The sequence below is a fragment of the Maridesulfovibrio ferrireducens genome, assembly GCF_016342405.1.
Classification (GTDB): Bacteria; Desulfobacterota; Desulfovibrionia; order Desulfovibrionales; family Desulfovibrionaceae; genus Maridesulfovibrio; species Maridesulfovibrio ferrireducens_A.
The window spans coordinates 112,148-130,567 of the sequence record NZ_JAEINN010000008.1 but is presented as its reverse complement, the minus strand read 5'-3'; the positions used below and the strand labels follow the sequence as shown (position 1 = coordinate 130,567).

Sequence of the window (18,420 nt, the reverse complement as noted above, 5' to 3'; positions counted from 1 at the left end):
CTTTACAAGTGATATTTAGACATTAATTGATAAAGCAAACAAAATGAATTCTTATCAGGAGGAATTAATATATGGGTAAAATAATTGGAATCGACTTAGGTACAACCAACTCTTGCGTTTACGTAATGGAAGGGAAAGACCCTAAATGCGTAACAAATCCAGAAGGCGGACGTACAACACCTTCTATCGTAGCTTTTACTAACGCAGACCGTCTTGTTGGTGAGATTGCTAAACGCCAGTCTGTAACCAACCCTGAAAAAACTGTCTTCGCGATCAAACGCCTCATGGGCCGTCAGGTGAATTCGCCTGAAGTAAAAGAATGGTCAAAACATTGTCCATACGAACTTGTAGACGGAAAAGGCGGAGACGCCTGGGTTGAAATCGACGGCAAAAAATACAGCCCGTCTGAAATTTCAGCAATCATCCTTCAGCAGCTCAAAAAAGATGCTGAAAACTACCTCGGTGAAGAAGTAACTGAAGCTGTCATCACAGTTCCTGCTTATTTTAATGACTCACAGCGTCAGGCAACAAAAGATGCCGGACGAATTGCAGGTCTCGAAGTAAAGCGTATTATCAACGAACCTACTGCTGCTTCCTTAGCTTACGGTTTTGATAAAAAAGCAAACGAAAAAATTGCTGTATTCGACCTCGGTGGCGGTACTTTTGATATATCCATCCTTGAAGTCGGCGACAATGTTGTTGAAGTTCGCGCAACCAACGGAGACACTTTCCTTGGTGGTGAAGATTTTGACCACTGCATAATCAAATATCTCGTTGAAGAATTCAAACGTGAGAACGGTATTGATCTTTCTCAGGACCGCATGGCTCTACAGCGTCTTAAAGAAGCTGGCGAAAAAGCCAAGAAAGAACTTTCCACTTCCACAGAAACTGAAGTCAATCTGCCTTTCATCACAGCTGACCAGAACGGTCCTAAGCACCTTATGGTTAAAATTTCCCGCGCTAAGCTGGAAAAACTGGTTGAAGACCTTGTTGACCGCACCAAAGCTCCTTGCCTGAAAGCACTTAAAGATGCAGGCCTGAAAGCCTCGGACATTGACGAAGTAATCCTCGTCGGTGGTATGACACGTATGCCCCTAGTTCAGCAGAAAGTTCAGGAACTGTTCGGTAAAGAGCCTAACCGCTCCGTGAACCCTGATGAAGTTGTTGCAATGGGTGCATCCATTCAGGGTGGTATTCTCGCCGGTGATGTTAAAGACGTCCTCCTGCTTGATGTAACTCCTCTGTCTCTGGGTATCGAAACAATGGGCGGAGTCTTTACTCAGCTTATTGAAAGAAACACAACTATCCCGAGCCGCAAAAGTCAGGTTTTCACTACTGCTGCTGAAAATCAGCCTTCTGTTTCCATCCATGTTCTTCAGGGCGAGCGCCCCATGGCTGGTGACAACATGACTCTCGGTCGTTTCGAACTGACCGGAATTCCAGCAGCTCCCCGTGGTGTTCCGCAGATTGAAGTAACCTTCGACATTGATGCCAACGGTATCGTCAAAGTTGCTGCAAAAGACATGGGCACCGGTAAAGAACAGTCCATCCAGATCACCTCTTCATCCGGTCTTTCTGAAGACGAAATTGAAAAGATGGTTAAAGATGCTGAAGCTCACGCTGAAGATGACAAGAAAAAGCAGACTCTCATTGAAGCACGCAATCAGGCTGACTCTCTGATCTACACAACTGAAAAGTCACTGCGTGAAGTAGGCGACAATGTGGATGCAGAACTGAAAATCGACATCGAAGCTAAAGCTGAAGAACTTAAAAAGCTTTTAGACAGCGAAGACGTTGAAGCCATTAAGCAAGCGACCGAAGCTCTTTCACAGGCTTCTCATAAACTTGCTGAACAGCTTTATGCCAACCAGAATCAGGCTGGTGCTGATCAGGGTGAAGCAGGCGCTGCCGGTGCTGCAGATGATAAAAAAGGGGCAAACGACGAAGATGTTGTTGACGCCGACTACACCGAAGTAAAATAATTAGAATTGTCTAAGTCAGGAGATTGTTTAAAGCCGATAACCGGTAAAACATTCATGAATCCCGTACTTGCAATGACAATCCACTCAGTATAGCTTTATCCGGCCTTCTCCTAAATGGAGTTGGCCGGATTTTTTTTATAAAACATACCATGCAAAGTCCAAATCCATTGACGTATTGACTTTCATGGGCCACAAACTGTGCATGGAAAACTCAATGAATCACGAGAAATCCTTCCGGCTTTTCTCTCATATTTTCGCCCTAGTTCTGGTTGCTGCAATCTTAAGCACAACTACAAGCTGCGTGTCGCTCCAAAAGCAACCGATCAGCTCCACTATTTCTACTCAAATGCTATCCACAAATGAGTTGATTAAGACCGCCGACCAAGCATGGTTTAAAAAAGATTATATTGCCAGTGAGCTATATTACACCCGTCTTCTTGAACGCACTGATGTTCCTAAAAGAATCATTCTGCCGGCCCTTGAAAGACTTTCTGTTAGCTCGTACAAATCAGGGCACTATCACGAAGCTAAAGCAAGACTTGAGCAGTGGAAACAGCAATCGCCCGAGGCTTTAAGTTCCGAAGTATGGCAAAAATGCTACTTTGATTCTCTTTTCGCCATTAAAAATTTTTCGACGCTTAGAACACACCTTGCAGAAACAATGGAAAATGGTGCTCTCCCTTGGGACATCCGTTCACAGGCAGGCAAAAATCTTTCCAGTCTTGATCAAAATGAAGAATCTTTGGCCGCCCTGGAAAGACTTTATTCTATTGCTCCAAACGATGATGATCGAAAAGAGCTTGAAAGCTGGTTTATCACAAGCCTGGGTTCCAAGTCTGATCAAGAACTTAAAAACAATTCTGAACTGATCTCAGGCGATAATAATTTAAAATTCCCCTACGAGCTGATTCTTTTTGAAAAAGCGATCAGACAATCTTCGGCCCAAGAATACTGGCCGATGGCATGGCGGACAATGTCCGGTATTGTTCACCGTGGTCAAATTGTAGACAAACATTTATTTAATAAAATAATTTCCACGCTTGAAGCCAAGTACGGAATTCCACGCGTAGGTATAGCTTTAGTACTCCCTATATCCGGGCGTTTTCAGGATTACGGCTGGAAAATCATTCGCGGAGCAGGTGCAGCGCAGTGGGAACTCACCAAAGCCGGACTCGACGTGGATGTACAGGTAATCAATACCGAAGAAGCTGGATGGGTTGAACGGGTTCAAAACTTACCGCCATGGTACACTGTTCTTGGCGGACCTATTAATGTTAAAGCTTTCAAAGAGCTGGAACAATCTGAAACCTATGCGGAAAAAGTTACTTTTTCATTTCTGGCTAAACCCGGAAATCTCGAAGAAGGAAAACAGGCTTGGAGATTTTTCTCCAGCCCCGAAGACCAGATCCGCGCTTCTCTCGACTTAGCAATTAATGATCTTGGAATTACCGATTTTGCAGTTCTCTACCCTCAGGAAAAATTCGGACGACAGATGTCTAAGATCTTCTGGAATATGGCAAAATCCCGCGGCGCTAAAATCACCGGAATGGAATCATATCCTCCCAACGATTTCCCCAAATGGGGTAAAGTCGTAGGTAAACTTGTCAAAGCTCCTGAGAAAAAAGCTGAAAATGAAGCTGACGGACTGGATGAAGACGCTCCACTTACTGAAACAGACTTCGGAGCAGTATTTATTCCTGACACATGGCGTCAGGCACAGCTCTTGATTCCTCATTTTTTCTTTCACGAAGCAGACACACTGGTCTTTCTCGGACCGGAACTGTGGAGTCAGGCTCTCAACTCTGCAAGAGACGTTGAAGCTCATAACCTTAAGCTGACCGTTGCTCCGGGAGCATGGTGGTCCGCCAGTGAAGGAGCCGTACGCCTAAAAGAAGTAATGAATCGTGAAGGACTGGGTACCCCTGATTTCTGGGTTGCACTAGGTTATGATTTCATTAAATTCTCAAGCAAGCTCGGAACATTCTCTCCCGGATGGACCCCTGAAATTGTAAACGAAAGAATTGCTGATGCACAGCATATAGATTTCAGTCTGGCCCCTATTCACTGGGACGCTGATGGAAAAGCTAATCAAAAACTGTTCCTGTTCCGCCCTGAACGCAATGGAAAAACCAGAATTGATGCTTCTATCGTAAAAAGCACACTTGCTAATGCGAAAAACAGAAGAGCGCAAAGAATTAAAGCCTGGGATGAAACACAGACTAAACTTAACGAAACAAACGGTGCAGAAAATAAGCCTCAATAACCGGCTTTTTCACCCTGACCACCACCAATAGAGATATATTAAAGGAGACTTCAATGAGTGAAATGAAACTCAGTACTGAGGAAGTTGCGCGCGTAGCCAATCTGGCTCGTCTGGATTTATCAGAAGAAAAAACTGAAATATTCGCAGGACAATTGCATAATATTCTGACCTATATGGACAAGCTCAACGAAATTGACACAAGTAATGTCGAACCGATGTTCAGCCCGGTTGAGCATACTACTGTTCTGCGTAAAGATATTGTCGTCAAAGAGCACACCCGAGATGAAATTCTCGCCAATGCACCTGATTCTGACGGTCAATACTTTATTGTTCCCAGAATAGTATAAAGGCCGCATTAATACGCACAATTGCCCTTTTATTTTTTCACAAACTTAAAGACTGCACGGGTTATATAATGTCCTCACTCATAGAAAAATCACTCACAGAAATACACTCCCTACTCATTGCAGGTGAAGTCACTGCTGTTGATGCCGTTAAAGCATGTTTACAGCAAATTGAGAAAACCGAACCTCAAATTAAAGCTCTGCTGGCTAAAAATGGGGAAGAGGCTCTGAAACAGGCAGAAGAAATGGATAAGCAGGGGCCGGATTCATCTAAGCCGCTATGGGGAGTGCCCGTAGTAATTAAAGATGTTCTTGCAACCAAAGACATTACAACTACTTGCGGATCTAAAATTCTTGAAAATTTTGTTCCTTTTTACGACGCAACATCGGTCACCAAGCTTAAAGAAGCTGGCGCCATCATTATAGCTAAAGCCAACATGGACGAATTTGCCATGGGTTCCACTACTGAGAACTCTGCCTACCAGACAACTCTCAACCCTTGTGACCTCAGCAGAGTCCCCGGCGGATCAAGTGGTGGCTCCGGTGCAACCGTTACCGCAGGACAGTGTTTTGCGGCTCTAGGCACCGACACAGGCGGTTCTATCAGACTCCCGGCATCCTTTTGCGGTTGTGTAGGTGTAAAGCCCACATACGGAAGAGTTTCCCGTTATGGCATGATTGCTTACGGCTCTTCACTTGACCAGATCGGCCCCATGACTCGTACAGTCGAGGACTCCGCAAGAGTTCTGAGCGTCATTGCGGGACACGATAAAAGAGACTCTACATCGGTAAACTGTGAAGTGCCGGATTATATCGGAGCACTAGCTGAACGCACTGACCTTTCAGGACTGACCATAGGTCTTCCCGAAGAATACTGGGGTGAAGGACTTTCAGAAGAAGTATCCGAAACCTGTCGAAATGCCATTAAAAAAGCAGAAGAACTCGGAGCAAAGACCGTACCTGTCAAGCTTAACATGACAGAATACGCCATTGCCACATACTATATTATAGCAATGGCAGAAGCCAGTTCCAATCTCTCACGCTTTGACGGCGTTCGCTACGGGCATAGAACCAAAGATGCCGATGAACTTATAGATCTTTACACAAAATCCCGTACAGAAGCATTCGGTGACGAAGTACAGCGTCGTATAATCATCGGAACCTACGTTCTGTCCGCAGGTTACTATGACGCCTACTACTGCAAAGCCGCTCAGATACGCAGACTCATGCGTAACGACTTTGAAAAAGCATTCGAATCATGTGATCTAATCGCAGGCCCAGCCTGCCCGACCACAGCTTTTCCTGTCGGCGAGCTTACCGCTGATCCTTTGCAGATGTATCTTATGGATATATTCACTATCTCACTGAATCTGGTCGGAATGCCCGGCATGAGCCTCCCTGTCGGAATTGGTAAAGATACCAATATGCCCGTAGGACTCCAGCTCATGGCTCCCGCTTTTGGTGAAACGACTATGCTTCAAGCTGCCAATGTACTTGAAAAGAATCTGCCTGATTTTTCCAAGCCGCAGATGGTTTAAAATTTAAACGATCTAAACTTTTAAATATAATTAATAAAAAAGCCCGCATTCCATATGGAATGCGGGCTTAATAATTAGCATCAAATTTAAACTATTTAACTGCGCCGGGCTCAAAGCCGATCTTGGAAATTACTTCCTTGATTTTAGCTTCATCAACAGGGGTGACTTCTTCATATGTAGCTTCTGCTTTTTCAAGACTGACACTGATGTTTTTAAGCCCTTCTACAGAACTTAAAGCCTTAGTGACCGAAGCAACACAATGCGGACAACTCATACCTTTGATTTCAACAGTTTTCATAGCTTCTCCTTAATTATTATCCAGCCACTCGATAGCTTCAGTCAAATTCAGCGAACCAGTATAAATAGCTTTACCTGAAATAGCGCCTTCAAGCCCTTTAGAAACAAGCGGATATAAATTCATAATATCTTCAAGTGTTGCAACACCGCCGGCTGCAATTACAGGAAGTTTAGTCTTGGAACAAAGCTCAGCAAGGCCGCTGGTGTTAACACCGGTTTCCATACCGTCTCTGCTGATATCTGTGTAAATAATAAAAGCAGCACCGTCAGCTTCCATACGAGGAATAATATCATAAATTGAAATTCCAGCATCCTCGACCCAGCCACGTGACTTGAGCTTACCATCTACAGCGTCAAGAGAAACTCCGATCTGTCCGGGAAAACGAGCGCAAAGTTCTGCAAACATTTTTTCATTTTCAAGAGCCATTGTTCCGATAATTAATCGCTTAACTCCGGCTTCAATATATTTAGCAGCAGTTTCAATATCTCTGATTCCGCCGCCAAGCTGAACCGGGATACTTAACTGTGAACAAATCTGATTAATAAGATCAAAATTCTTTGGAACGCCGCTGAATGCACCATCAAGATCAATAACATGAAGATAACGAGCGCCCTGATTCTCCCAGTAAACAGCCTGAGCTACAGGGTCTTTACCAAATACAGTGACAGCATCAGCCTGTCCCTGAGCAAGACGTACGCACTGTCCGTCTTTAATATCAACAGCGGGAAAAATAATCATAAACCGAGCTCCATAAGTCCATTCTGAAGAGCTTCATCAGCAAGTTCAAGACCAGTTACCCATTTACCGCCTCTTTCAAAAAATTTGCCGGCTTGCAACATATTTTCCATGAGCGGTTGCTGAGTTTCGTCGAAGTGAAACCTTCTGACAATGCGCTTGTTGTTAACATCGATGAGAAAAAGATCAATAACCACAGATGCGGGCTGAATATTTAAATCAGCCTGTTTCATTCCGCGCAGATCCTGCCAAAACAAAATCTGAGGAACAAGAATATAATCAGAAGTCATACACTCACCAACTTTCACCCAATAGCTGAAAGCGGCTTCGCGTCTTGTACCCATATTTTCGAAAACTTCGATTTCCTGACACTGACGGGTTATCGCTGGACGCGCGTACCCGGTAACGCCATGCTTTCCAAGAATTTCAACCAATTTGGTATCAAGCTGCTCTAATACTTTTTTATCGATAGGGTTCCCTTCTTGCGGCAGATACCCTGCCAAGAGTTCCCAATTAAATACAGGATTCGTAAAACCGGCAACAGCAACTGTTCCAACCGGACGAGGAAGCTTAACGATAGAGCTTTTACTCTGACAACCGATAAGGGTTGGCAGAATTAAAAAGCAAACCAAAAAAATGGGGATAAATCGTTTCATTAATCAAGACTCCCTTTAGTGCTTGGTAACCCTTTCCGTTCTACAGACAGAGCTTGTTTGAATGCCAACCCAAGAGCCTTGAAAGCACCTTCTAAAAGATGATGCCCGTTGCGTCCATATTCAAACTTAATATGTAAATTCATTCCGGCTTTAAATGCCAATGATTTGAAAAATTCCCGCCATACATCACGTTCATCTCCGGCAATAATCGCCGGAAGAATGTCATCATCATATACCAGATAGGCCCTGCCGGAAAGATCAATAACAACTTCCACCAAAGCTTCATCCATTGGAACCTTGGCAAATCCGATCCGGTTTATGCCCTTTTTATCACCCATGGCTTCAGATAGTGCCTGTCCTAAAACAAGCGCGATATCTTCAAGGGTATGGTGGGTGTCAATCTCAAGATCACCCTTACATTTCAATTCAAGATCGAAACCCGCCCAGAAAGTCATGAGGGTAAGCATATGATCGGCAAATCCCACTCCGGTAGAAATATCAGTACGGCCTTCACCGTCAATATTTACAGAAAGGGCAATATCCGTTTCTTTCGTAGTTCGGGCAATCGATGCAGATCTATTAGACAAACCAACCTCTCTTGAGCATGGCAACCGAAACGGCTGCCGTTACATTTCAATCATATCTTCGTCGTAATCAGAATTATTTTTTTTACTGTCTTTCTTATCTTTTTCTTTAGTATCAGCAGATTCTTCACTTGCTGCTCCGCCACCATCCGGGCCGGAATCATCAGGATCATCATCATTATTTTCAGCTTCTGCAGCGGCTTTTGCTTTAGCCTTCTCTTCTATGCGTCCGCCTCTTTTACCGAAGAAATATGAAATCCAAATACCAATTTCATACAAAATAACCAGCGGTCCAGCCATCAAAGTCTGAGTAATGACATCCGGAGGAGTCAAAACGGCAGAACATATAAAACAGACCAGAATTGCATATTTACGTTTTGCGCGTAGCCAAGTGTGAGTCACAACTCCGAGGCGTGCCAAAAAAAAGATAAACAGTGGCATTTCAAAAATTAAACCGAAGGCAAATAATAGCTTCAAAGAGAATGATAAATACTCACGAAGCGTAGGCATGGGCCGAATAAATTCATCCGCAAAACCCATAAAAAATTCACAACCAAAGGGAAATACTACGTAGTAGCCAAATAAGGCTCCTCCGACAAAGAAAAAGGCAGATAGAAAAGCCAGTGGAATCATCCACTTACGTTCGTGCTTATAAAGTCCTGGAGCAATAAAGCCCCAGACCTGAGAAAAAATATACGGAGAAACAAGAAAAAAACCAGCCACAAAGGAGACCTTAAGATAAGTAACAAAACCTTCGGGCAGAGAAGTAAAGATAAGAGTAGAATTTTCAGGTAAAGTAGCTACAAGCGGAGCCATGAGCAATGAGAAAAGAGGCTTCGCAAAGGCATAACAAGCAAAAAAACCAACCCCGCAAGCAATAAAAATGCGAATAAACCGTCTACGCAATTCGTCCATATGCTGGAGAAAAGTCATAGCCGGTTCTTCATCGCCTTCATCCTGATCATCTTCTTCATCAGACAGATCACCTGTCTCAGAATCTACACTCTCAGTTGAACCATCTTCATCACCAGTCTTTTCAGCGGAAGTTGAGCCTTCGCTTTCTGATTCGGACTTATCGCCGGAAGAATCGAGTTTTTCCGAATCTTCCTGCTCTTCCTGTCCTACTTCACGAGAGTCTTTGTCATTCCCGCTCATGCCTTTCCACCTTCAGAATCAGAACCGGTAGCAGCTTCTGCCACAGGAGCAGATTTGTCTTCAGCTTTCTCGGCTTCAGCCTGACGGGCCTTATCCATAGCTTCAACTTCGGCCTTTCTGCGGGCTTCTTCTTTCGCGCGATCTTCTTTAGCTTGTCTTTCATTATCCGCAGCGGAAACCTCTGCGTCTAAAGTATTTTTAACGTCATTAGACATCTTTTTAACTTCAGAAAGACCTCTGCCAAGGTTTTTAATGAGTTCGGGAAGTTTTTGAGGTCCGATTATAATCAGAGCTACAACCAAAATGACAATAAGTTCCGTTGTACCGATTCCGAACATATTATTTCCTTAATTCGTTGTGGCAAAAAAACCATGTATACGCTGTAAGCCTATACAGGATTCAGAATAGGAATCCTGTATAGGCTTTTTCATGAATTGTTGAGATCTTGTACCTGATTTCTAAAACTTTTTCTACGCCTTAAGCAGAAGTAAATTTACTCCCACTCAATTGTAGCCGGTGGCTTGGAAGAGATATCAAGAACAACTCTGTTAACACCCTTAACCTCGTTAATAATCCGGTTGGACATACGGGCAAGAATATCATTAGGGAGACGGCTCCAGTCTGCGGTCATTGCATCAAGACTGTCAACAAGTCTCAGAGCAATTACGTGCTCATAAGTACGGTCATCACCCATAACACCAACGGTCTTGAGCGGAAGCAGAACAGCAAATCCCTGCCAGATCTTACGATACCAGCCGGTAGCATGAAGCTCATGCTGAACGATCCGATCTGCCTGACGCAGAATTTCAAGCCTTTCATCGGTGATTTCACCAAGTATACGGATTGCAAGCCCCGGTCCGGGGAAAGGCTGACGCCAGATGATATGTTCAGGAAGTCCAAGCTCAGCAGCAACTTTACGAACTTCATCTTTGAAAAGCTCACGAAGTGGCTCAACAAGATCAAGATCCATATCTTCAGGAAGTCCGCCTACATTGTGATGAGACTTGATTACAGCTGAAGGGCCTTTAAATGATTCAGATTCAATAACATCAGGATACAGAGTTCCCTGAGCAAGGAATTTTACATTTTTAAGAGCCTGCGCTTCTTCATTGAAAACATCAATAAAAGTATAACCGATAAGTTTGCGTTTCTTTTCAGGATCTTCAACACCTACAAGCTTATCAAGGAACAACCTTGCGGAATCAACGCATTTAACGTTCAACTCGAAATGTTCTTCCAGAAAACCGATAACTTCTTCACGTTCGTGCATACGAAGTAAACCGTTATCAACGAAGATACAATGCAACCTTTTACCGATTGCTTTATGAAGCAGAACTGCAACAACTGTTGAATCTATACCGCCTGAAAGACCGAGAACAACCTGAGCGTCTCCGATCTTTTCACGCATTTCTTTAATACTGTTTTCAACAAAAGAAGCCATAGACCAGTCGGCCTTAAGTCCTGCAATTTTGAATACAAAGTTGGAAATAATGGTATTTCCACTTTCGGTATGAGCAACTTCAGGATGGAACTGCAATGCATAAATTTTACGTTCCTCGTCAGCCATTGCTGCAAAAGGAATGCTTTCAGTTGTTCCGCAGATTTTAAAACCTTCAGGAATGGATTCAACACGGTCACCGTGGCTCATCCAGACAGTCAGTTTCTCAAGGCTTTCAATACCCTGCCACAACTCACATCCGCCGGTTCCGCAAAAGTCAGCGCGGCCATATTCTCTATCTTCAGAGGATACAACTTTTCCGCCCATGCTATGGGTCAAAAGCTGCATACCGTAACAGATACCGAGAATAGGTACGTTCATTTCAAGGTAAGCCGGATCAAGCTGAGGAGAATCCACATCAAGTACGGATGAAGGGCCACCGGAAAGAATCAATGCTCCGGGATTCAGAGCTTTAATCTTTTCGGGATCAACATTACAAGGATGAATTTCGGAATATACACCCACCTCGCGTATTCTGCGAGCGATGAGCTGCGTAAACTGGGACCCGAAGTCCAGAATAATTACTTTATTTTCGTGCTTCATAACGACTCCTGACTTTAATTAGTAAGCATCAACCCTATAATTAGGTGCTTCTTTGGTGATAATTACATCGTGAACGTGGCTCTCTTTGAATCCGGCAGAAGTCATCTGAGTAAACTGAGCCTTCTCCTGTAATTCCTGAACGGAGCCGCAACCGACATATCCCATACCGGAACGCAAACCACCGATCATCTGGTAGATACTTTCAGAAACAGGCCCTTTATAAGGAACGCGTCCGACAATACCTTCAGGAACAAGTTTATTTGTATCTTTCTGGAAATAGCGGTCAGAACTACCCTGCTTCATAGCATCGATTGATCCCATTCCGCGATATAGTTTATAGCTACGTCCTTGATAAAGAACCTTTTCACCGGGGCTTTCATCAGTTCCGGCAAACATTGATCCCATCATAACGGTATTTGCACCGGCAACAAGAGCCTTTACAACATCACCGGAGAACTTAATGCCTCCGTCTGCGATGACACATATACCACGATCGTGGCAAGCTCTGACAGCTTCCATGATTGCAGAGATCTGCGGTACACCGACACCTGCAACAACACGTGTTGTACAAATAGAACCGGGTCCGATTCCAACCTTAACAGCATTTACGCCAGCATCAGCAAGTGCCATTGCACCTGTATAAGTAGCAATATTACCACCAATAATCTGCGCATCCGGGAAGCAGGAACGAAGTTCTTTTATGCTGTCCAGAATATTTTTAGAATGACCATGCGCTGAATCAAGAGCAAGAAAATCAACACCGGCATCAACAAGTGCCGAACTGCGTTCCATAAAGTCGCGACCGACTCCGATTGCAGCTCCTACGCGAAGTCTGCCACGTGAATCTTTTGCAGCATTCGGATATTGTTTGACTTTGTCGATATCTTTAATGGTGATAAGACCGGTAAGTTTATTCTCGTCATCAACAACTAAAAGTTTTTCAATACGGTTCTGATGGAGAAGTCTTTTAGCTTCTTCGAAAGCTATTCCGTGTGGAACAGTAATAAGGTTACGACTGGTCATTACTTCAGAAACGAGAGTGTTTCTGTCCTTTACAAAGCGAACATCACGATTGGTGATAATTCCTGCAAGGTGTTCACCTTTTACTACCGGAAAGCCTGAAATTTTAAATTCAGCCATCAAATCAAGAGCCTTGCCGACAGTATCTTCAGGGTGAACAGTGATAGGGTCTGTGACCATGCCGCTTTCTGATTTTTTTACTCTCTCAACTTCGCGAACCTGGTCCCTGACACTCATATTCTTATGCACAACGCCGACACCACCATGGCGAGCCATGGAAATAGCCATTTGAGATTCAGTAACGGTATCCATTGCGGCACTGATAAGAGGTATTCCAAGAGTAATCTCTTCTGTCAGTTTAGCGGACACGTTCACCTTATCGGGAAGCACTTCCGAATAGGCAGGCAAAAGCAGAACATCGTCAAAAGTCAAAGACTGACCAACTACCTTTTCCATCTTTTCCTCTCATATAATTTTGGACTACTAGCTAAAAGAAAAGAGAAATCATTACACTATGATTCCTCTCAAACCCCGCCCATCCTTTTAAAGATAATACAACAGGGGTACTGTAAGTAGCAAATTGTTTATGACTGGACGATACGACCAGCCGGAATTTATTAAAAAAAAATCATTTCTTATTATATACTTTTTCGCCCCGGATTCAACCGATTCTAAAAAGTAATTCAAAGTAGTTGGCCCCGCGTATCTGCGGGGCCAATTTTTGTCAACTCTAAAGTCCTAAGTATGCTTTTTTCACATCCTCGTTCGCCAGCAATTTTTCACTGGTGTCGGAGAGTATTATCTCCCCGTTTTCCATGACATAACCTCGATGGGCTGTCTTTAAAGCGAGGTTCGCATTCTGCTCAACAAGAAAAACGGTTGTTCCACTTTCTTTATTGATTTTTTTGACTATTTCGAAAATTTGCCGAATAATTAACGGAGCCAGTCCAAGTGAAGGTTCATCTAAAAGAAGAAGCTTCGGTCTGGCCATTAACGCTCGGGAAATTGCCAACATTTGTTGTTCACCACCCGAAAGATTTCCTCCGAGCTGTTTTCTTCGTTCATAAAGAATAGGAAACAACTTAAACGCATGTTCCATATCTTCTTTTATTCCGGCTTTGTCATCCCTTAAAAAAGCACCCATATCCAAATTTTCGGTAATAGTGAGATCTGGAAAGATGAGTCGTCCTTCTGGAACCTGAGATATGCCCATTTTAACAATTTTATCGGGACTCTTTTTATGAATAGGCTGACCTTCATATAAAACTTCACCCGTACGCGGTGGAACAACTCCACTGATAGTCATAAGAGTTGTGGTCTTACCGGCGCCGTTAGCTCCGATCAAGGTGATTATTTCACCTTTTGCGACCTCGATATTAATATTTCTCAGGGCCTGAATATTACCGTAGTAGGTATTAATATTTTTTAATTTAAGCATCTAAATCTTCTCCGAGATAAGCCTTGATTACAGCGGGATTCTGGCTGACCTCCTGAGGAGTTCCGTGAGCAATTTCCCGGCCGTACTCTAAAACGAATAAACGGTCTGAAAGACTCATAACCATTTTCATATCATGCTCAATCAGGAGAACGGATATGTTATGTTTCTCTTTAATTGAAACAATCAGATCTTCAAGCTCAAGAGTCTCCTGCGGATTCATACCGGCAGCAGGCTCATCGAGAAGCAATAAGAAAGGATCGGTTGCCAAAGCTCTTGCGATTTCGAGACGGCGCTGAGCACCGTATGGCAGGTTGCAAGCAAGTTCGTCTGAAAATTCATCAAGACCTAATTCTTTGAGCAGTTCGTAACTCTTGATGATGGTTTCACGTTCTTCCCTTTTAGTACCCGGACCGCGAAAAACAGCTCCGATAAAGCTTGCTTTTGTACGGCAATGGCACCCTATCATTACATTTTCGATAACGCTCATTGATGGAAAAAGACGGATATTCTGAAAAGTTCTAGCCATCCCCATTTCTGTGACATGATTGGGTTTCATCCCGTTGATTCTCTTGAATCCTTTACCGCTGGGATCAATCTTCACATCGCCTAAAGTAGGATTATAAATTCCGGTAATACAGTTGAAAAAGGTAGTCTTTCCAGCTCCGTTAGGACCGATAAGAGCAACAATCTCACCTTCGCGCACATCAAGATCGACATCATCAAGGGCTCTTAGGCCTCCGAAATCTTTGCAGACTCCCCTAACCTCAAGCACTGTTCTTTTTTCATTACTCATTGGCTTCACCTAAGGCTTTCTTGACGGCATTAATATCAATTTTCCGTCGTACATCTCTAATAAGTCCCTGCGGTCTGAATACCATCACCAGCACCATTGTGGCTCCGAAAATAAGCATGCGATATTCGGAAAAAGCTCGGAGATATTCAGGAAGAAGTATGAGCACTAAGGCACCGAGGATAACCCCGAGGATTGACCCCATACCACCAAGAACAACAATTGATAAAATGATTGCTGACTCAAGGAATGTAAAACTGGCCGGATTAATAAATGAAGTTTTTGCAGCAAAAATAACACCGACCAGACCAGCCCATGTAGCACCCAGAGAAAATGCCATCAACTTAGTTTTAACTTTATCAATCCCCATGGCCTGACATGCAATCTCATCTTCACGAAGAGCCTGCCACGCACGGCCTATGCGGGAATTTTTAAGTCTGTTCACAATAAAAATTGTGAACATAACCAACACAAGCATCAAATAATACATGAAATGTATCGAGTTTGAGAGACCTGTGAACAAGCCGAAAAAGTCAGGTCTGGGAATATTTGCAATCCCGCTGGGGCCGTGAGTAAAATCACCCCAGTTTTCCAGCACAAGCCGGATAATTTCACCGAATCCGAGTGTAACAATCGCAAGATAATCACCCCGGAGACGCAACACGGGAAAACCGAGCAAAATCCCGCAAAGAGCTCCAAGTAGGGCGCCGACAGGCAACGCAACCCAGAAATTCACTCCCCAATATAAATTCATAAGCGCGTAGGAATAAGCTCCTACCGCATAAAAAGCTACGTAACCGAGATCAAGAAGCCCTGCCAACCCGACAACAATATTAAGTCCAAGTCCAAGCACCACATAAATGAGCGCCGAGATCATGATATTGACCTGATACATCGAAAAAAGTTTCGGGAAAAGAAGTGCAAAAATCAAAATTCCGGCAAGCAGTGGATAATAAAATGAAGGACTAGACAAAATTTTACTATATGTGGAAATCTGCTCTTCGCCGGATTCCTCATCAACTTTGTTGCCAGCTTCCTTTTTCCGAATCATGAAACGCCAGACGTAAGAAAGGAAAAAAGTACATATACCAACGTATAGAACTCTTTCCAATCGCCATATAACAACATCCTCAACTGAGTCCACGAAGACCCCCATAATAGGCAGGACTAAGAACATGAACCACAATGAGACCAATAAAGATTTTTTAAAGCCTTCCATATTTCAAACAATCCGTTTTTATCTATTAGATCGGCAGAACGCCGTTAACGCGGTCTGAATCAAAGGAACATCTATGCCGATTAAACCTTCTGAACTGGAGCTTTGCCAAGTAAACCAGAAGGTCGAAAAATCAGAATAATTACCAGCAACGCGAAAGCGAATACATCTTCATAATCACTGGAGACATATCCGGTGCAGAAACTTTCAGTCCAACCAAGAATCAGTCCGCCAAGAACTGCTCCCGGAATGGAACCGATACCGCCAAGAACTGCGGCGGTGAAGGCTTTAATCCCTGCGATGAAACCGATAAAAAAGTTGATCTGCCCGATATGCGAAGCAATTAGAACTCCCCCGACTGCAGCCAAAGATGAACCGATAACAAAAGTAGCAGATATAACCTGATCAACATTGACTCCGACAAGCATAGCCATTTTACGGTTTTGAGCCGTGGCGCGCATGGCTTTGCCCATTCTGGTGAACTTGATAAAAAGGCTGAGAACAATCATTACGAAAGCAGCAACCGTAATTATTAGAAAGTCAGATGAACCGATCGTAGAAGAATACTTCTCAAGGAAATCGAACTCAGGTGTAAGTTTGGGAAATGAAAGAAAATCAGAAGTCTGTGAAAGCATCACATAGTTCTGAAGAAAAATAGACATACCGATTGCGGAAATAAGAGGAGAAAGCCTCGGCGCACTCCTTAGAGGACGATAGGCAATCTTTTCGAGTGTATAACCGTAAGCAGCAGCATAAACGACGGCAGCCATAGATGCCATAACCATAATTGATGTAGCGGGAAATCCAAAGCTGGTAAGCACTCCGGCAACTGTCAGTCCGACAAAAGCACCAATCATATAAACTTCACCATGAGCAAAGTTAATCAACTCGATAATACCATAAACCATGGTATAACCAAGAGCGATAAGCGCATAGATACTTCCCCGAGTCAGGCCGCTGAAAAATAATTCCAGAAAATAATCCATTTAAGTTCCTGCTGAATCACGATCAGGGGAACAGACGTTAAGCCTGCCCCCCTTACCGATTTTTTATTTAGAATCAGTTACACAGGTTGGAGCTATTTAACTTCCTGATATGCACCGTCTTTGACCTGATACATTGAGAAGCCTACACCGATAGCATCACCCTTTGAATCGAACTTGATCTTTCCTACAGGAGTATCAACTTCTTGGTTGCGGAGTGCGTATACGATCTTTTCATAGTCTGTAGAATCGGCTCTTTCGAGAGCTTTAAGCAAAGCCTGTGTTGCAGAATATGCTTCAAAGAAGAATGCACCGGGTTCGCCGTCATGAGTTGCTTTGTATTGATCAAGAGCAACCTTATACATTGGGTTTCCAGTGATATCACGAGGACCTGTTGCATATACGCCTTCGGAAGCTTCTCCGGCAACGTTGATGAACTTCTGAGCCTTAACTCCGTCATCAGAAATAAAAGGAATGGTGATTTTCTTTTTGCGGATCTGAGATACGATTTTAGAAGCTTCAGGGTGATATCCCCCAAAGATAACACTGTCTGCGCCGGAAGCTTTAATTTTCTGGACTACTGCGGAATAATCAACAGCTCCGGGAGTTACACCCTCAAAAAGAACAACTTCTGCTTTACCGGACTTCTCGATATAAAGCTTTGCGAAGTCCGCAAAACCTTTACCGTAGTCACCCTTGTCATGGATTACAGCAATTTTCTTAAGTCCGAGTGTATCAATCGCGAAATCTGTAGCTAGAGCTGCCTGAGCATCATCAGAAGCAATTGTTCTGAAAAAGTTAGGATAGTCTCCGCTCTGAGTCAGAGGTGGATTGGTTGCGGAAGGAGACATACAAACAAGGTTTGACTCTTTATAGATAGGAAGAGCAGCCTTGGTAGCTCCTGAACAGATGTGACCAAGAACAACTGTTACTTCATCGGAAACAAGTTTAAATGCAGCGTTGGTAGCGAATTCAGGCTTACACTGATCATCCTGACTGGAAATAACAACCTGTGCCCCGTTTATACCGCCCGCATCATTAACAGCCTTAACAACAAGCTTTGCAGCTTCAAGTGAAGGTAGACCGTAAGAAGCAAGGTCACCACTGTGAGCCCCGGCAACTCCGAGAAGGATAGTTTTAGCAGAAGCTTCTGCTTTTTTTTCTCCGCCGAATACGACGAGACCGACGGTCAACATCAGAACACACGACAGAGCCAGCAATGAACGTTTCATAGACACTCCTTGACTGCAAATTTTAAGGGCTTAACGCCCGGATTACCAAATTCGTGATCATTAAATCTTAAACAGTATAAAATAAAACACGAACACCCATACCATAACCCAGTAAGGCTGGGCGACCCTAAATTTTCAAAACCTG

17 protein-coding genes are annotated in these 18,420 nt (G+C 43.6%); 4 read left to right on the top strand and 13 right to left on the bottom strand.

Annotation, left to right across the window (positions count from 1 at the left end; all coding sequences use genetic code 11):
- The first annotated feature begins 71 nt into the window (after positions 1-71).
- The 4 genes from dnaK to gatA all read left to right on the top strand — a co-directional run bounded on the left by dnaK (position 72) and on the right by gatA (position 6,127).
- A complete protein-coding gene (gene dnaK / locus JEY82_RS10515) occupies positions 72-1,982 on the top strand; it encodes a molecular chaperone DnaK (protein ID WP_304085347.1) in 1,911 nt (636 codons plus the stop codon).
- Between the two features lie 214 nt (positions 1,983-2,196).
- A complete protein-coding gene (locus tag JEY82_RS10510; protein ID WP_304085346.1) occupies positions 2,197-4,245 on the top strand; it encodes a penicillin-binding protein activator in 2,049 nt (682 codons plus the stop codon).
- 62 nt (positions 4,246-4,307) lie between these two features.
- Positions 4,308-4,592, top strand: a complete 285-nt coding sequence (gene gatC / locus JEY82_RS10505) for an Asp-tRNA(Asn)/Glu-tRNA(Gln) amidotransferase subunit GatC (protein ID WP_304085419.1) — start codon at positions 4,308-4,310, stop codon at positions 4,590-4,592.
- A 68-nt stretch (positions 4,593-4,660) separates the two neighbouring features.
- Positions 4,661-6,127, top strand: a complete 1,467-nt coding sequence (gene gatA / locus JEY82_RS10500; protein WP_304085345.1) for an Asp-tRNA(Asn)/Glu-tRNA(Gln) amidotransferase subunit GatA — start codon at positions 4,661-4,663, stop codon at positions 6,125-6,127.
- A gap of 91 nt (positions 6,128-6,218) precedes the next feature.
- On the opposite strand, the gene JEY82_RS10495 is transcribed toward gatA, so the two are convergent.
- From JEY82_RS10495 to JEY82_RS10435, 13 genes are all read right to left on the bottom strand, one after another.
- A complete protein-coding gene (locus JEY82_RS10495; protein ID WP_304085344.1) occupies positions 6,219-6,425 on the bottom strand; it encodes a heavy-metal-associated domain-containing protein in 207 nt (68 codons plus the stop codon).
- A gap of 9 nt (positions 6,426-6,434) precedes the next feature.
- The gene (gene hisA / locus JEY82_RS10490; RefSeq protein WP_304085343.1) at positions 6,435-7,163 is read right to left on the bottom strand and encodes a 1-(5-phosphoribosyl)-5-[(5-phosphoribosylamino)methylideneamino]imidazole-4-carboxamide isomerase; all 729 of its coding nucleotides are present in this window, start codon (positions 7,161-7,163) and stop codon (positions 6,435-6,437) included.
- The gene (locus JEY82_RS10485) at positions 7,160-7,816 is read right to left on the bottom strand and encodes a hypothetical protein (protein WP_304085342.1); all 657 of its coding nucleotides are present in this window, start codon (positions 7,814-7,816) and stop codon (positions 7,160-7,162) included. Before JEY82_RS10485 ends, hisA begins: the two co-directional genes overlap by 4 nt.
- Entirely contained in the window at positions 7,816-8,403 is a 588-nt protein-coding gene (hisB, locus tag JEY82_RS10480; RefSeq protein WP_304085341.1) for an imidazoleglycerol-phosphate dehydratase HisB, read from the bottom strand. The genes JEY82_RS10485 and hisB overlap by 1 nt, the downstream gene beginning before the upstream one ends.
- 39 nt (positions 8,404-8,442) lie before the next feature.
- The gene (gene tatC / locus JEY82_RS10475; RefSeq protein ID WP_304085340.1) at positions 8,443-9,555 is read right to left on the bottom strand and encodes a twin-arginine translocase subunit TatC; all 1,113 of its coding nucleotides are present in this window, start codon (positions 9,553-9,555) and stop codon (positions 8,443-8,445) included.
- Positions 9,552-9,893 carry a Sec-independent protein translocase protein TatB gene (tatB, locus tag JEY82_RS10470; RefSeq protein WP_304085339.1) on the bottom strand — a complete coding sequence of 114 codons (342 nt, stop codon included), beginning with the start codon at positions 9,891-9,893 and terminating at the stop codon, positions 9,552-9,554. The genes tatC and tatB overlap by 4 nt, the downstream gene beginning before the upstream one ends.
- A 155-nt stretch (positions 9,894-10,048) precedes the next feature.
- Positions 10,049-11,596 (bottom strand): glutamine-hydrolyzing GMP synthase, encoded by a 1,548-nt coding sequence (guaA, locus tag JEY82_RS10465; RefSeq protein ID WP_304085338.1) that lies wholly within the window; start codon positions 11,594-11,596, stop codon positions 10,049-10,051.
- 18 nt (positions 11,597-11,614) lie between these two features.
- Entirely contained in the window at positions 11,615-13,072 is a 1,458-nt protein-coding gene (guaB, locus tag JEY82_RS10460; protein ID WP_304085337.1) for an IMP dehydrogenase, read from the bottom strand.
- A 274-nt stretch (positions 13,073-13,346) separates the two neighbouring features.
- A complete protein-coding gene (locus JEY82_RS10455) occupies positions 13,347-14,054 on the bottom strand; it encodes an ABC transporter ATP-binding protein (RefSeq protein WP_092159012.1) in 708 nt (235 codons plus the stop codon).
- Positions 14,047-14,847: an ABC transporter ATP-binding protein gene (locus JEY82_RS10450; RefSeq protein WP_304085336.1), complete on the bottom strand. Its 801-nt coding sequence runs from the start codon at positions 14,845-14,847 to the stop codon at positions 14,047-14,049. Before JEY82_RS10450 ends, JEY82_RS10455 begins: the two co-directional genes overlap by 8 nt.
- Entirely contained in the window at positions 14,840-16,063 is a 1,224-nt protein-coding gene (locus JEY82_RS10445) for a branched-chain amino acid ABC transporter permease (RefSeq protein ID WP_304085335.1), read from the bottom strand. Before JEY82_RS10445 ends, JEY82_RS10450 begins: the two co-directional genes overlap by 8 nt.
- Before the next feature lie 80 nt (positions 16,064-16,143).
- Entirely contained in the window at positions 16,144-17,046 is a 903-nt protein-coding gene (locus tag JEY82_RS10440; RefSeq protein ID WP_304085334.1) for a branched-chain amino acid ABC transporter permease, read from the bottom strand.
- Between the two features lie 92 nt (positions 17,047-17,138).
- A complete protein-coding gene (locus tag JEY82_RS10435) occupies positions 17,139-18,275 on the bottom strand; it encodes a branched-chain amino acid ABC transporter substrate-binding protein (RefSeq protein ID WP_304085333.1) in 1,137 nt (378 codons plus the stop codon).
- Between the last annotated feature and the right edge of the window lie 145 nt (positions 18,276-18,420).

Excerpts from the sequence above, each read along its gene's own strand:
- JEY82_RS10435 (WP_304085333.1), bottom strand. The coding sequence starts at position 18,275 with ATGAAACGTTCATTGCTGGCTCTGTCGTGTGTTCTGATGTTGACCGTC.
- JEY82_RS10485 (WP_304085342.1), bottom strand. The coding sequence starts at position 7,816 with ATGAAACGATTTATCCCCATTTTTTTGGTTTGCTTTTTAATTCTGCCA.
- dnaK (WP_304085347.1), top strand. The coding sequence starts at position 72 with ATGGGTAAAATAATTGGAATCGACTTAGGTACAACCAACTCTTGCGTT.
- JEY82_RS10440 (WP_304085334.1), bottom strand. The coding sequence starts at position 17,046 with ATGGATTATTTTCTGGAATTATTTTTCAGCGGCCTGACTCGGGGAAGT.
- JEY82_RS10495 (WP_304085344.1), bottom strand. The coding sequence starts at position 6,425 with ATGAAAACTGTTGAAATCAAAGGTATGAGTTGTCCGCATTGTGTTGCT.
- guaB (WP_304085337.1), bottom strand. The coding sequence starts at position 13,072 with ATGGAAAAGGTAGTTGGTCAGTCTTTGACTTTTGACGATGTTCTGCTT.
- guaA (WP_304085338.1), bottom strand. The coding sequence starts at position 11,596 with ATGAAGCACGAAAATAAAGTAATTATTCTGGACTTCGGGTCCCAGTTT.
- tatC (WP_304085340.1), bottom strand. The coding sequence starts at position 9,555 with ATGAGCGGGAATGACAAAGACTCTCGTGAAGTAGGACAGGAAGAGCAG.
- JEY82_RS10445 (WP_304085335.1), bottom strand. The coding sequence starts at position 16,063 with ATGGAAGGCTTTAAAAAATCTTTATTGGTCTCATTGTGGTTCATGTTC.
- gatA (WP_304085345.1), top strand. The coding sequence starts at position 4,661 with ATGTCCTCACTCATAGAAAAATCACTCACAGAAATACACTCCCTACTC.
- JEY82_RS10510 (WP_304085346.1), top strand. The coding sequence starts at position 2,197 with ATGAATCACGAGAAATCCTTCCGGCTTTTCTCTCATATTTTCGCCCTA.
- JEY82_RS10455 (WP_092159012.1), bottom strand. The coding sequence starts at position 14,054 with ATGCTTAAATTAAAAAATATTAATACCTACTACGGTAATATTCAGGCC.
- gatC (WP_304085419.1), top strand. The coding sequence starts at position 4,308 with ATGAAACTCAGTACTGAGGAAGTTGCGCGCGTAGCCAATCTGGCTCGT.
- tatB (WP_304085339.1), bottom strand. The coding sequence starts at position 9,893 with ATGTTCGGAATCGGTACAACGGAACTTATTGTCATTTTGGTTGTAGCT.
- JEY82_RS10450 (WP_304085336.1), bottom strand. The coding sequence starts at position 14,847 with ATGAGTAATGAAAAAAGAACAGTGCTTGAGGTTAGGGGAGTCTGCAAA.
- hisA (WP_304085343.1), bottom strand. The coding sequence starts at position 7,163 with ATGATTATTTTTCCCGCTGTTGATATTAAAGACGGACAGTGCGTACGT.